Source organism: Chromobacterium sp. (assembly GCF_041912965.1).
Taxonomy (GTDB): Bacteria; Pseudomonadota; Gammaproteobacteria; order Burkholderiales; family Chromobacteriaceae; genus Chromobacterium; species Chromobacterium aquaticum.
This window is the reverse complement of sequence record NZ_JAYSGF010000001.1, coordinates 37,519-51,445: the sequence shown is the minus strand read 5'-3', so window position 1 is coordinate 51,445 and position 13,927 is coordinate 37,519. Positions and strand designations below refer to the sequence as shown.

The 13,927-nt window shown below is 64.9% G+C and carries 14 protein-coding genes; 3 read left to right on the top strand and 11 right to left on the bottom strand.

Features of this window, described 5'->3' with window-relative positions:
* Positions 1–61: 61 nt before the first annotated feature.
* The 10 genes from creD to ACE3QM_RS00140 form a co-directional block, all read right to left on the bottom strand.
* Positions 62–1,429: a cell envelope integrity protein CreD gene (creD, locus tag ACE3QM_RS00185; protein WP_374419315.1), complete on the bottom strand. Its 1,368-nt coding sequence runs from the start codon at positions 1,427–1,429 to the stop codon at positions 62–64.
* A 115-nt stretch (positions 1,430–1,544) separates the two neighbouring features.
* The gene (gene creC / locus ACE3QM_RS00180; RefSeq protein WP_231461436.1) at positions 1,545–2,963 is read right to left on the bottom strand and encodes a two-component system sensor histidine kinase CreC; all 1,419 of its coding nucleotides are present in this window, start codon (positions 2,961–2,963) and stop codon (positions 1,545–1,547) included.
* 2 nt (positions 2,964–2,965) lie between these two features.
* A complete protein-coding gene (gene creB / locus ACE3QM_RS00175) occupies positions 2,966–3,646 on the bottom strand; it encodes a two-component system response regulator CreB (protein WP_374419313.1) in 681 nt (226 codons plus the stop codon).
* Positions 3,643–4,104: a dihydroneopterin triphosphate diphosphatase gene (nudB, locus tag ACE3QM_RS00170; protein ID WP_231461434.1), complete on the bottom strand. Its 462-nt coding sequence runs from the start codon at positions 4,102–4,104 to the stop codon at positions 3,643–3,645. The genes creB and nudB overlap by 4 nt, the downstream gene beginning before the upstream one ends.
* The gene (locus ACE3QM_RS00165; RefSeq protein ID WP_048408920.1) at positions 4,104–4,727 is read right to left on the bottom strand and encodes a response regulator transcription factor; all 624 of its coding nucleotides are present in this window, start codon (positions 4,725–4,727) and stop codon (positions 4,104–4,106) included. The genes nudB and ACE3QM_RS00165 overlap by 1 nt, the downstream gene beginning before the upstream one ends.
* Before the next feature lie 18 nt (positions 4,728–4,745).
* Positions 4,746–6,029 carry a mechanosensitive ion channel family protein gene (locus ACE3QM_RS00160; RefSeq protein WP_231461433.1) on the bottom strand — a complete coding sequence of 428 codons (1,284 nt, stop codon included), beginning with the start codon at positions 6,027–6,029 and terminating at the stop codon, positions 4,746–4,748.
* Positions 6,030–6,065: 36 nt separating this feature from the next.
* Positions 6,066–6,779 (bottom strand): lipoprotein-releasing ABC transporter ATP-binding protein LolD, encoded by a 714-nt coding sequence (gene lolD, locus ACE3QM_RS00155; protein ID WP_374419310.1) that lies wholly within the window; start codon positions 6,777–6,779, stop codon positions 6,066–6,068.
* Positions 6,772–8,016 (bottom strand): lipoprotein-releasing ABC transporter permease subunit, encoded by a 1,245-nt coding sequence (locus tag ACE3QM_RS00150; protein ID WP_048408918.1) that lies wholly within the window; start codon positions 8,014–8,016, stop codon positions 6,772–6,774. Before ACE3QM_RS00150 ends, lolD begins: the two co-directional genes overlap by 8 nt.
* 78 nt (positions 8,017–8,094) lie before the next feature.
* Positions 8,095–8,316, bottom strand: coding sequence for a hypothetical protein (locus ACE3QM_RS00145; protein WP_374419307.1), 222 nt, complete (start codon positions 8,314–8,316; stop codon positions 8,095–8,097).
* A 75-nt stretch (positions 8,317–8,391) separates the two neighbouring features.
* A complete protein-coding gene (locus ACE3QM_RS00140) occupies positions 8,392–9,114 on the bottom strand; it encodes a C40 family peptidase (protein WP_374419305.1) in 723 nt (240 codons plus the stop codon).
* A gap of 275 nt (positions 9,115–9,389) precedes the next feature.
* On the opposite strand from ACE3QM_RS00140, the gene ACE3QM_RS00135 reads away from it, so the two are divergent.
* Together ACE3QM_RS00135 and ACE3QM_RS00130 are read left to right on the top strand one after the other, a co-directional pair.
* The gene (locus ACE3QM_RS00135; RefSeq protein ID WP_374419303.1) at positions 9,390–11,072 is read left to right on the top strand and encodes an ABC1 kinase family protein; all 1,683 of its coding nucleotides are present in this window, start codon (positions 9,390–9,392) and stop codon (positions 11,070–11,072) included.
* A 1-nt stretch (position 11,073) separates the two neighbouring features.
* Complete coding sequence (locus ACE3QM_RS00130; RefSeq protein WP_374419301.1) at positions 11,074–11,886, top strand: hypothetical protein; 813 nt, start codon at positions 11,074–11,076, stop codon at positions 11,884–11,886.
* Positions 11,887–11,890: 4 nt separating this feature from the next.
* Here the strand turns inward: ACE3QM_RS00130 and ACE3QM_RS00125 are convergent, their stop codons facing one another.
* Complete coding sequence (locus ACE3QM_RS00125; protein WP_374419299.1) at positions 11,891–12,529, bottom strand: hypothetical protein; 639 nt, start codon at positions 12,527–12,529, stop codon at positions 11,891–11,893.
* A 717-nt stretch (positions 12,530–13,246) separates the two neighbouring features.
* Between ACE3QM_RS00125 and ACE3QM_RS00120 the strand changes: the two genes are divergently transcribed.
* On the top strand, positions 13,247–13,672 hold the full coding sequence (locus ACE3QM_RS00120) for a hypothetical protein (protein WP_374419297.1): 426 nt from the start codon (positions 13,247–13,249) through the stop codon (positions 13,670–13,672).
* Positions 13,673–13,927: the final 255 nt, after the last annotated feature.

Below are 13,927 nucleotides of genomic sequence, written 5' to 3'. Positions count from 1 at the left end.
TTACTCGATGATGGCGGTTTTGTGAATCCGTAAAATCATGCCGATGTCAATGCCGCGGCATTCAAGACTGCTCCGGGGGCGAAGGCAGCGGCGCTTCCGCCGCCGTGTCTTCGCTGCGCGCCGAGAAGCGATACCAGTCCAGCCGCCGCGTCAGCGTCATGATCGCGGTCAAGGCGGCGAACAGCAGCAAGCTGCCCAGCAACAGCGCGTTGTCCTCGGACTGCAGCAGGCCGTACAGCACCGCGTACAGCAGGCTGAGCAGTCCGGCGAAACCCAGGCCGCGCTTCCAGCCGCCCAGGATATGGCTGACGTAGAAGCCGATCTGGCCGACGCAGGCCGCCGCCGCCAGCAGATAGGCGGGACCAAAGCCCAGGTGCTCGGACAAGGCCAGCAGGACCAGGAAGAACATCACCAGCGCCATGCCCACCAGCACGTACTGGATAGGGTGCACGCGCAGGCTGCGCAGCGTTTCCAGCAGGAAGAAGGACAAGAAGGTCAGTCCGATGAACAGCACCGCGTATTTGACCGAGCGCTCATTCTGTTGATACTGATCCACCGGCTGCACCAGGCCGGTGCTGAAGGCCGGCAAGGCGCTCAGGCCGGATTTGCCGTCGCTGAAGGCGGCTTGCTGGAAACGGTCGTTCAGATTATTGGCGAACCAGCTGCTCTCCCACTGCGCCTTGAAGCCCTTGGCGTCCACGCTGCGCTGCAGCGGCAGGAAGTTGCCGATGAAGCTGGGGTGCGGCCAGTTGGACGTCAGGCTCAACGTGCTGCTTTCGCCCACCGGCACATAACTGATGCTGCGGGTGCCCTGCAGATTGAGCTGAAAAGCGAACGGCAGCGTCTGTGGCTTGGCGAGGTCCAGCAACTGCGGCAGCGGCGCGTGTATGCCCTCGCTCATATGCGGCAGGCCGGCGCCGGCGGAGAATGGATGCGCTTTGCCGCCAGCGTTCAACTGTGGCACCTTGCCGATGCCGCGCGGATCGCTGATGCCCACCGCCAGATAGGGGGTCTTCAACTGAATCGACGGCTTGAACAGATCCGGCTGCGGCGGAATCTCGAAATGGCCGCTGAAGCCGGCTTCGCTGCCGAAGATCAGCGCCTGGTAGATGCCCAGCGCGCGCGGGCTGACCTTGAGCTTGCCGTCCACCGCCAGCTGGCGCGGCAGCACATAGCGCTCCAGTTCGTGCTTGACGCTCTGGGTCTTGCCGTTCTGCTTCTCCTCCACGGTTTCCACATAGGGAATCACCAGCACCGGGCCGATCACGGTTTGCTCGCCGCTGGTGCTGGCCACCACTTTTTCCACCGCTTCTTCCTGGTAGTGCTTGCGTTCGGAAATCAGATTGCTGATCGCGCTCACCGGCACCAGCAGCGCCAAGGACAGCGCCAGCAGGATCAGTATTTTGGTCAATAAGGGGTTTTTCTTCATCGCTTGTCTCCTGGATCTATGACGGGAGACAGCCTAAATCCAGGCGATGAAGCGGGAATGAGCCCGTGTGAAGTCTCGGTGAAGTGGGCCGAAGCCGCTCGCTATCGAAGCGGGCTCAGCCCGGCGGCAGCCACAGCCGCGCCTCGGCGCCGCCATCGGCATGGTTAAGCAGTTCGGCGCGGCCGCCGTGCAGCTGCGCCACTTCGCGCACCAGGCTCAGGCCCAGGCCGGTGCTCTTGCCGCTGTCCGGCCGCGGCAAGGAATAAAAGCGCTCGAACACCCGCTCCAGCGCATAATCCGGCACCCCCGGCCCATGGTCGCGCACGCGGAGCAGATAGCCGCCCTCTTCCGGCGCGCCGCTCAGCTCGATGACGCCGCCCGGCGGGCTGAACTCCAGCGCATTGTCCAGCAGATTGGACAGCGCCTGCGCCAGCAGCAAGCGGTCGCCGTTCAAGGCCGCCGGCGCCAGCCGGCAATCAAACTCCACGTCGCGCCGCGCGGCGGCCAACGCCTTGCCGTCCACGGTTTCCGCGATCAAGGCCGGCCAGTCCAGCGCCTGGGCGTCCGGCCGCAGCCGCGATTCCACCCGAGCCTGCCACAGCAGTCTTTCGATCAACTGCTGCATGCGCAGGCTTTGCGCCAGGATATTGTCGATGAAACGGCGTCGCGTTTCCGGCGGAGGGTCTTCCCGCAGCAGCTCGCCGGCGCCGCGTATCGCCGCCAGCGGGCTTTTCAGTTCATGGCTCAGCGTGTGCACATACGCTTGCACATACTCCTTGCCTTCCAGCTTGCGCCGCATCGCCTCCACCGCCTGGCCCAGGCTGTCCAGCTCCGGACTGCCCAGCCGCGGCAAGCGCGCTGGCTCGCCGGCCGCCACCGCCTCGGCATAGCCCACCAGCCGGCGGATGGAGCGGTTGATCCACCACACCATCACCGCGCCTATCAACAAGGCCGCGCCCAGCAGCGCGCCGCCGGCCAGCATGATCTTGCGCTCGCTGCGGCGTATCACCGGCTCCATCGCCACATTGGGCTTGGACACCGTCAGCACGCCGACGATGCGGCCATCTAGCCGCACCGGCGCGGCCACGTGCATCACGCTGCTGTTTTCGTCATCCGGCTTGCTGCGGGTGCTGCGCGCGCCGTACTCGCCGCGCAACGTGCGGTAAACGTCGTTCCAGCGCGAGTAGTCGCGGCCCAGGTCGCGGCCGCTGGAATCGAAGATCACCACGCCGCGCGCGTCGGTGACGTAGACGCGGAATTCCATATTGTTCTTGACGATGCCGGAGATATTGGCGCCTATCGGCGGCCGCGGCGGGCCGCGCAAGGCCCGCGCCAGCCGACCGTTGCCGATGTCGCCGTCGGCGATGTCGGCGGCGGCGACCCCGGCCAGCGCATTGGCGCTGTCCACCAGCGTGCCCTCGGTGGCGCGGCGCACGCCCGGCTTCACCTCCTGGGTGAAAATGGCCAGCACGAACCAGCCGGCCACCGCCACGATCAGGAAATAGCCGAGGAATAGCCTCAGGCCGAAGCGCATGCTCATTCGCCCAGGCTGTAGCCCAGGCCGCGATGGGTCTGGATGGGCTGGGCGTCGGGATCGATGTCGCGCAGCTTGGCGCGCAGGGTCTTGATATGGGTGTCCACGGTGCGGTCGAAGCTGTCCTCGGCGTCGCGCCACACCCGCTCCATCAGTTGCTGGCGCGAAAACACCCGGCCCGGCTCCGCCAGCAGGGTTTTCAGCAATAGGTATTCATAGCGGGTCAGGTTCAGCTTGTGGCCGGCGAAATGCACGCAGGCGCGCGCCTCGTCCAGCTCAAAACCAGCGGGCGCCGGCGCGGCGGCCGGCGTCTGGCCCTTGGCGTAACGACGCAGAATGGTGCGCACTCGGGCGCTGACCTCGCGCGGCGAAAACGGCTTGGCCACATAGTCGTCGGCGCCGATTTCCAGGCCGATGATGCGGTCCATCTCCTCGCTGCGCGCGGTCAGGAACATCAGCGGCACATCGGCGCGCTCGCGCAGGCGGCGACACAGCTCGAAGCCGTTGATGTCCGGCAGGCCCACATCCAGGATGCACAGCGCCGGCCGCTCGGCGGCCAGGCGCTCCAACAGCGGCAGGCCGCGCTCGAACCACTCCACCGCGAAGCCGTCGGTTTCCAGCGTGTAGACCAGGGTGTCGGCGATGCCGGCCTCGTCCTCGGCCAGCCAGATCAGCGGCTTCACGCCTGCGTCGCCGCGGCCAGTTTTTGCGGCAGCAAGCGCAGCGCCTCGGCGTTGGACGGCGAAAACACCTTGGCGGCGGCCTCGTCCCATGGCAGCCAGAGCTGGGCCAGGTGCTCGCGCGGCGCCAGCGTCACCGCCAGCGGCCGCTCCAGGCACAGGCCGAACACATGCTCGTCGTTGTGGGTGACGCCATCCGGGTAACGGTGACGCCAATGCGGGTAGATTTCATAGCGGTTGACGATGCCCCAATCGCTGAGCCGGACATCGTCGCGTTCCAGGATCAGGCCGGTTTCCTCGGCCAACTCGCGCAGCGCGGTGTCGCGCAAGGACTCATCGCCTTCGCGGCTGCCGGTCACGGATTGCCAATAGCCGGGCTTGTCGGCGCGCTCGATCAGCAGCGCCTGGCCGTCCATGGCATGGATCACCACCAGCACCGATACCGGTTGCTTGCTGCCCATCAGCGCTTGCCTCCATTGGCCGGGCTCTGGCTGGCCAACAGGCCGGCCAGCTCCACCGCGGATTTGACGCCCATCTTGTCGAACACGCGGGCGCGGTGCACTTCCACCGTCTTCATGCTGATGGCCAGCTCCTCGGCGATCTGCTTGTTCAGCTTGCCGGTGAGAATCAGCTGCATCACCTCGCGCTCGCGGTCCGTCAGCAAGGACAGCGCGGCGGACACCTTGCTGCGGCGGCCATGCAGCAAGCGGTTCTGCTCGTCGCGCAGCACCGCCGCCTCGGCGCGTTCCAGCAGCCGTTCGTCGTCGAAGGGTTTTTCCATGAAGTCCAGCGCGCCCAGCTTCAGCGCCGCCACCGCGTGCGGCACGTCGCCATGGGCGGTGAGCATGATCACCGGCGGGCAATAAGGCCAGCCGGCCAGCTTTTCCAGCAGCATGATGCCGCTCATGCCGGACAGCCGCAGGTCCAGGATGATGCCGTTGAAATCCCCGCCGTCCGGGCAGGCCAGGAATTCCTCGCCGCTGTCGAAGCCGGCGGCCTGATAACCCTGGCCATCCAATAGCCAGACCAGCGACTGCCGCACCGCGGCGTCGTCGTCTATGATTGCCAAGCGTTTGCCTGCCATGGCGGCGTCTCCCCTGCCTTATTCTTGCGGCTTGTCGTTGAGTATGCGGATTTCCCGCTGCGGGAACGGCATTTGAATGCCGTGCTGCTGGAACAGCCGCCAGATTGCCATATTCAAATCGGATTTCAAGCCCATGAAGCCGTTTTCCGGGTCCGCCACCCAGAAACCCAGCTCCAGATTGATGCTGCTATCGCCAAACAGCGTGACGAAGCCGCGCGGCGCCGGCTCCTGCTGCACCCGCGGATGATTGGCCGCCTGCTTGAGCAATTCCAGCGCCTTGTCCAGATCGGTGCCGTAAGCCACCGACACCGGCAAGCTGGTCCACATGCTCTTGTCGGAGTACGACTGGTTGACCACGGTGTTGGACATCAGCGAGTCATTGGGAATCAGCGCCTCGGTGCCGTCCGCGCCCTTGAGCACCACATAGCGCGAGGTCATCTTGGTCACGTAGCCGACGCGATTCTCCACCATCAGCCGGTCGCCGATGCGGATGGAGTGGTCCAGCAGGATGATGAAGCCGGACACGAAGTTGCTGGCGATCTTCTGCAAGCCGAAACCCAGACCGATACCCACCGCGCCGCCGAACACCGACAGCACGGTCAGGTCTATGCCCACCACCGGCAGCGCGATCAGCACCGCGGCGATCAACAGCCCGGTGCGGGTCAGCTTGGCGAACACGATGCGCAGGCTCGGGTCCAGGTGCTTCAAATTCATCAAGCGCGATTCGATCAGGCGGCTGGCCCACAAGGCCACCACCACGATGATGGACACCCACAGCAGGCCATTCAGAATGGTCAGCATGTTCAGCCGGCTCTTGCCCACCGAGAACGACATCGATTCCAGCCAGTCGATCACCACCATGTCGAAGCCGATGGCCCAGCTGACGAAACCCAGCCACAGCGCCGTGGCCAGGAAATGCTCGGTGTGGCGTTCGAAACGGCCCTTGGGCAAGGCCTGGCGCACCACCGCGCAGCATAGCCGGATCAGCGTCAGCCAGAACAGCATCGCGCTCAACAGATGCAGGATCATCGCCCGCTCATGCAGCAAATGCACCCAGGCCGAGCGCGACAGCAGCACCAGCGCCTGCGCCGCCACCGGCAACACCAGGCGGAAGCCGACATAGGGCAGGAAGCGCTCATAGCGCTCCGGCGCATGGGCGAAGACATGCTTGAAGGTGAAGCGGGCCAGGTGGAAGGCGATGAAGATGCACAGGACGCCGATGACGGCCTCCATCATCCCGGATGAAGTCTGCAAAATATCCAGCAAGGCATCAAAATCGATTTCTTCACGCTTGAACAGCAATGTGGTCTCCTAAGTTTGAAACGGGTCCGAAAGCAATCAAAGCGCCAGGCCGGCGCTGTCGGCGCGCTCCGGCGCCAGTTCGGCCAGCCGGCCCTCGTTAAGCCGCAGCGTGCGCTGGGTGCGCGCGGCCAAATCCAGATCGTGGGTGACGATGATCAGGCTGGTGCCCAATGTGCGATTCAGCTCCAGCATCAGGTCGAACACCTGGCGCGCGGTGTGCACGTCCAGATTGCCGGTGGGCTCGTCCGCCAGCAGGCAGGCCGGCTGCGTCACCAGCGCGCGCGCGATCGCCGCGCGTTGGCGCTCGCCGCCGGACAACTCGCCCGGCTTGTGCAGCAGGCGCTGGCCCAGGCCCACCCGTTCCAGCATCTCGCCCGCCATCCCTTCCGCCTGCTTGCGCGCCATGCGGCGGATCAACAGCGGCATCATCACGTTTTCCAACGCGCTGAATTCCGGCAGCAAATGGTGGAACTGGTACACAAAGCCCATCGAGGCATTGCGCAAGCGGCCGCGCTCGGATTCGGACAAGGTAGCCAGATCGCGGCCCAGCACCTCGACGCTGCCCTGGCTCGGCGTGTCCAGCCCGCCCAGCAAATGCAGCAGCGTGCTCTTGCCGGAGCCGGACGCGCCGACGATGGCCAGGCTGGCACCCTTCTCCACCGACAGGCTGACATCGGACAACACCGTCAACTGCAGCTTGCCCTCGTTATAGGACTTGCCCAGCCCTTGGCACGACAACACATTACTCATAGCGCAAGGCCTCCGCCGGTTGCGTGCGCGCCGCGCGCCAGCTGGGGTACAGCGTGGCCAGCAAGGCCAGCGCCAGGGAAATCAGGGTGATGGAGGACACATCGCTCCACTGCACGTCGGACGGCAGATAGTCGATCACATACACCTCGCTGGACAAGATCTTGCTGCCGATGATGCGCTCGATCACCGGCACGATCACGCCCAGGTTCAAGGCCACCACCACGCCGAAGACCACCCCGGACAAAGTGCCCAGCACCCCGGCCACCGAGCCCTGGATCATGAAGATTTTCATGATGCTGCCGGGCGACGCGCCCAGGGTGCGCAGAATGGCGATGTCCGCCTGCTTGTCGGTCACCACCATCACCAGCGTGGACACCAGGTTGAACGCCGCCACCGCCACGATCAAGGTCAGGATGATGGTCATCATCCGCTTCTCGATCTGCACCGCGCGGAAATAATTGGAATTGCTGTCGGTCCAGTCCGTCACCAGGTTCTGCGGCAGCTTGGCGCGCAGGGACGCCTTCACCGCCGGCGCCAGCATCGGATCGTCCAGCTTGAAGCGCACGCCGCTGACATTATCGCCCAGCCGCGACAGCACCTGGGCGTCGCGCAGATTCACCATCGCCATCGACGCGTCGAACTCGAACATGTCCACCTTGAAAATGCCCACCACGGTGAACTGCTTGGAACGCGGCAGCATGCCGGCCGGCGTGATCGTGCCCTGCGGCACGAACAGCATCACCTTGTCGCCCAGGCCCACGTTCAACTGACGCGCCAATTCCGCGCCCAGCGCCATGCCGAACTCGCCGGGACGCAAATCCTCCAGCTTGCCGGCCACCATGTGGCTGCCCACGTCCACCACCTTGTTCTCCAGCGCCGGCTCGATGCCGCGCAGCAGGCCGCCGCGGACATTGCCGTAGGCGGAAAACAGGCCCTGGCCGCTGACGAAGGGCGCCGCGGCCAGCACATGCGGCTGCTGGCGGCCCAACTCGGCCGTCTGCTGCCAATGCTCCAGCCGGCCGTCGAAGCTGCTGATCTCCAGGTGCGAGGCCACGCCCAGGATGCGGCCGCGGATCTCCTTCTGGAAACCGTTCATCACCGACAGCACGATGATCAGCGTCGCCACCCCCAGCGCGATGCCGATGATGGAAATCAGGGAAATGAAGGAAATGAAACCGTTGCGGCGTTTGGCCCGCAAATAACGCAGGCCGATAAAGGCTTCAAAAGGCCAATGCATCAAAAAAGCCCCTTTCCGGAGCGAGTCGCGGGCCCGCCGCGCGCGGCGGCGGCCCGAGGGGGTGGATGAAAACGGCGCTCAGCGCCCTTGATAGGGGTTGTGCAGGCTTTGCATCACCTGCACCAGGAATTCCTTGACCTGATGCTCGTCGCAGCCCATCAGCACCGCGTCTTCCAACGCGTCCTGCGCCAGCTGCGCCAGCTCCTCCAGGTTCTCCTGCATCACCTTCAGCTTCTCCACGCAGGCCACCACATTGCCTTGTGGGTCCTTCCACACCGGAATAGTCACGTTCAATGCCATCGTTTCACTCCAAAGCACATTGCCCGCAATGCGGGCAATGTCAATCCTGCTATCGTTACCAGCTTAAACCGCCAATCAACGCTTGGCTTTTTTCTTGCCGCCGGCAGCCGCCTTGCCGCCCTTCTTCGCGGCGCCGCCCTTGCCGGCCTTTTTGGATTCGGCCTTGCCACCCTTCTTGGCCGCCGCCTCCGTCTTGCACTTCTTGCCCTTGCGGCACTTGACCGCGGGCGCGCTGTCCGCCACCTTGCGCACCGGCGCCGCCACGTTCAGATCATCCGACGTGTCCGCCGCCTGCGCCGCCGTGCTGCGGTTCACCCGCCGCGCGCCGTTGAAACGGCCGGCCCAATAGCTTTGATTGATATTGGCCACCTCGATATTCTTGCCGGTACGCGGCGCATGGATGAACTTGCCATTGCCCATATACATGCCGACATGCGAATACGTGAAGCCGCGGGTGTTGAAAAAGACCAGATCGCCGGGCACGAGTTCGCCGCGATTGATGGATTTGCCCACTCGCGCCATTTCGGCGGACGTGCGCGGCAGATTCACCTTCAGCGACTTTTGAAATACATAGCGGATAAAGCCGCTGCAATCCAGGCCGTTTTCCGGCGAGTTGCCGCCAAAACGATAGGCCACGCCCAACAGGCTCATGGCTTGCAACAGCAGATCCCCCACCGCGTCTTCCGCGGGGGAGGAGAATTTGGATATGGGATCGTCCTGGCCGGACTGCGCGCTAGCTTCCGCCGCGGGGCGCCCTTCCGGAGGGGCCTTTTCCGGCGCCGCTTCAGCGAATACCATAAAGCCCGCCAGCACCAGAGTCATTAAGCGGAGTTGCAATTTCATAGGCCGAACTCTATCGGACGGGGGCGGCAGTGTAAAGCCGCAGGCAGGCCGTTTCCGGCGCTTTGGGCCGCCCGGCTTGAACCTTGGCCGAGACAGCCGCCACTAATGGCGTACAATCCATCGCAATGGCATGACGGACGGCGAAACCCCCGCGGCAAGGCCGCGTCGGCGCGCCCGCCCGGCAAGCCCTTGTTTTTGAGCGACAACCCCATGCCCACAAGGCAGCATTCATGCTGAGAGAAACCCTGATCGCCATGCGCGACCTGCCGCGGCTGAAAGAAATCAGCGGCATCCTGATCCGCCACGGCCTGGGCGAATTCGCCCAAAGGCTAAAATTACCGCGCGCGGTGGAAAAAGCCGGCCAATGGCTGAACCTGGACCTGCCGGAATCCGCAAGCCGCCCGCCCACCCCGGTGCGCGTGCGCCTGGCCTTTGAAGAACTGGGCCCCACCTTCATCAAGCTCGGCCAAATCCTGTCCACCCGCGTGGACGTGTTCCCGCCGGAATGGATAGCCGAATTCGAGAAACTGCAGAGCAAGGTGCCGCCGGTCAGCCCGGAATCGGTGCGCCGCCTGGTCAAGGCCGCGCTGGGCGCGGAACCGGAAGCGCTGTTCGCCAGCTTCGACCTCGAACCCATAGGCTCCGCCTCCATCGCCCAGGTCCACCGCGCCACCCTGCGCGACGGCCGCGAAGTGGCGGTCAAGCTGCGCCGCCCCGGCATCGTGGACAAGGTCGACGCCGACCTGCGCATCCTCAACCATCTGGCCGGCCTGCTGGAACTGGAATTCCCCGACGTGCGCCGCTTCCAGCCGGTGGAAATCGTCGGCCAGTTCGCCCGCTCGCTGAAGCGCGAAATGGATCTCGCGGTGGAAGCGCGCAACTCCGAACGCTTCGCCCGCGACTTCGCCGACGATCCGGAAGTGCAAGTGCCCAAGGTGTACTGGGACTACACCAACGCCGCCGTCAACGTGCAGGACTACATCGCCGGCGTGCCGGCCGCCCGGCTGGAACAACTGGCCGACAGCGGCCTGGACCCGGTGCTGCTGGCCCAGCGCGGCGCCGACGCCGTGCTCAAGATGATCCTGATCCACGGCTTCTTCCACGCCGACCCGCACCCCGGCAATGTGTTCTTCCTGCCGGAACACCGCATCGCCTTCATCGACTTCGGCATGGTGGGCCGCATCAGCCATGGCCGCCGCGATGAAATCGTCGACCTGCTCGCCGCCGTCGCCAACCGCGACGAAGCCGGCATCATCGACGTGCTGATCGAATGGACCGGCAGCACCCCGGTCAACGAACGCCAGTTCGCCCACGACGTGGGCGAATTCCTGTTCCAGTACGAACACGTGCCGCTCAAGGGCATCAACATCAGCCAGTTGATCGGCGACATCATGGCGCTGATCCGCGACCACTCCATCCTGCTGCCACCGGACATGGCCATGCTGTTCAAGGCGCTGATCACCCTGGAAGGCCTGGGCCGCCAGCTAGACCCCAACTTCCAGCTGATCGCCCACATCACTCCCTTCGTGCGCGAGCTTTCCATCGCCCGCTACCACCCCAGCGCCCTGTTCAAGCGCGGACGCCACTCGCTGAGCGAAGCGCTGTCCATGCTCTCCAGCCTGCCGCGCGACCTGATGCGCATGGCCAAGGACATGCGCCACGGCAAGTTCCGCGTCAACCTGGACCTGCAACGGCTGGACAGCTTCGGCCGCCAGCTGGACCGCAGCGCCAACCGGCTGACCATGGGCATCGTCACCGGCTGCCTGATCATAGGCTCCTCCATCGTGATGACCGTCAACGCCGGACCCAAGCTGTTCGGCCTGCCCTTCTTCGGCTTCATCGGCTTCATGCTGGCCATGTTCAACAGCGTGTGGCTGGTCTGGGCCATCTGGCGCTCCGGCAAGGAATTGTGACATGAGATCGAAACGAAAAACCCTATTGGCGGCCGTGCTGCTGAGCCTGGCCGCCGCCGCGCAAGCCGCCGACGTGATCACCCTCAACTGGCGCGATGGCGACGAAGTGGCCGCCGCGCTGCGCCCGCAACTGCGCGACGGCGAAAAGCTGGGCGCGCTGGGCAACCAGCTGATCCTGGACGCCCCGCCCGGCCGCAGCGCCGAACTGCGGCGGCTGATCCGCCAGCTGGATGTCAAATCCTCGTCCCTGCTGGTGGAAGTGGCCCAGGACGGCGTCAGCCGCGAAAGCAAATCCGCGGTGCAACTGGGCGGCCAGGTGCAGGGCGGCGGCTACAGCATCAGCACCGGCAAGCCGATGACGCTGCGCCCCGGCAGCCAGGTGGTGATCGCCGGCGGCGCCAGCCAGTCCAACGCCCGGCTGCAAGCCAGCCAGGCGCTGCGCATGCTGGACGGCAAGACCGGCTTCATCGAGATAGGCAGCAGCCGGCCGCTGCCCTGGCTGATGTTCGGCGCCGACGGCCGCCCGGTGGTGGGCGTGCGCTACCAGGACGCCGTCACCGGCTTCTACGCCCGGCCGCGGCTGCGCGGCCAGCGCGTGACGCTGGAACTGGCCGCCAGCCAGCAAGCCTTCAACGGCCAGAACCTGGACAGTGCCAAGCTAGCCACCACCGTGGAAGGCGCGCTGGGCGAATGGCTGACCGTGGGCGGCATCGGCCGTGACCAGAGCGGTCAGGAAACCGTGCTCATCGGCGTCAGCCGCAGCAATGTGCAGCTGGAGCGCAGCATCAAGGTGCGGGTGACGCCGGCGCAGTGAGCAACTACTCCGCCGGCGGCAGCCCACGCTCATTGCCCGGCAACTCGCCGCGGCCGCCGCGCGGCCCGCGCGCGACGCGGCCACCGCTGCGGGAAATCGTCCGCGGCGAATCATAAGCCGAGGCCGGGCGCTCCAGCCTGGCCTCCAGCTCGCCGCCGCGCCAAGTCCACACCATCGCGTTCAGGCGATTGCGCGGCTGACGCGCGCGCCACGCGCCGTCATCCTCGTCCACCGCCATCGTCCCCTCCTGATTGCAACTGGCCACCAGCGTCCAGCTGCGCACCTGGTAATCGCGCAGCTGCAGCAGACGATAAGCCGGCGCGCACTCCGCATCGTCGGCGCGCAACAGCACCAGCGCGTCCTTGCCGACGACGCGCGCATCCACGATGCGCACCCGCTCCCATTGCGGGTCCAACGGCACCACCAGCTGGCGATCATAGAATTTCAGCTCAAAGCGCCCGCCCAGCGACGAGCGCAGCACCAGGTGATTGCCGGCCAGCGGCACATCCTGATGCACGAAGGCCAGGGCCTCCTGCCAATCCAGGCGACGCTTGAGCGAGCCATCGGCGGTGCGCTGCTGCGAGCACGCGGACAAGGCCAGCGGCAACAACACGGCCCAGGCAAAGCGGCGCATTCTTGTCATGCCAGCCCTCCCGCGGCATGGTTGCTGATCGTTCCATACTACCACCAACCGTTTCCGCCCCACCCCCGCCGCCGTCAAGTTCCTGCCTCGAAAACCGCCGCCAGCGGCGCTTGCCGGGTGCGCCGTGAGCCCGCAAGAATTCAGCCACTCCTCTATCTTGAAGCGCCGGGATTGCAAGCCGGAATGGAAAAGACAACACTATGCTAATGCCTTCAACGGCGGGCCGTGACGGGGAGGCCTATGGCCTGCCGGTTGTCTTTTCCCGGTTTTGCAATCCCTGTCATGCGCCTGCCTTCCCGATTGCAAACGAGGGAGCAGGGCTGACCCCTGAAAAGAACCTACGCCCTCCCAACCCCGAGCCTAAGCCCTATCAGGCCTTGCCCTTCGCCGCGCCGCGGCCGGATTAATCCAAAAGCATATCCGTACCCCAAAAAGTCCCCACCTGAGACCACTGCGCTTGCCTAGCACACTGCGAGCCGGCAATAATGCGGGCGTGCTTGAGATTACAAGCACCGGGATTGAGAGCCCGATCTGTAAAGATTCCCGGTTGCATACGACAACCGGCGCCATTGCTATGTCCGATTATCGGCGAGCCGTGGTGGGGAGGCCTTTATGGCCTGCCGGGTCCTTTGCGCCGGTCTCTCAACCCTGTCACGCGCTCGCCAACCCGATTGAGAGCGGGGCGGCGAGCGAATCCTTCGCAAAGGAGCAATAGCCATGACACGCCCTCCCAAGCCGCCTCGCCGCCGCTACCTCCCCAACCCCGAACCCCAGCCCTATCAGGCCCTGCCCTTCGCCGCGCTGCGGCCGGACCAGCCCAGGGTGCACTGCTGGCAAGTGCCGCCAACGAACGACCGTCAGCACGCCTATCTGCTGGGCCGGGAATACGCCGCGCACTTCCTCGTGTTCCTGCAAGACAACCCCGGCAGCCCGGACCACTTCCTGCTGGCCCGCATCGCTGGCGATGTCGACTTCGACGCGCCCGGAGCCGAACGCGGTTACTGGGCCGGTTTCTTCCACCTGCTCGAACGGGTGCTGGCGCAAAGCATCGCGCAGCTGGACGTGTTCGACTACATCGATCGGCTCAACACCTACGAAGCGGCGCTACGCCAAATGATGCGTAAACCGCCGCCTCATACTTAATATATGCACTAAGCCGCGACGCAACGGCGTTGCGGCTGGCAAGCACTGCGCCCGCTGGCAAATGCGCAACAAGCCAGCGTCTAAACCCGCTCGTTTTTCAAAGCGGTACACGAATAAGAGACATTTCACTCGCTTTCCGGCTACTATAAGCGGCCGAATCAATATGCATAATACATAGTTGTTGCTCATGCCTATCCGTTCATCAGATTGCAATATCGCCGTGCGCCACGGCGTAGCGACCACTGGAAGTCCATA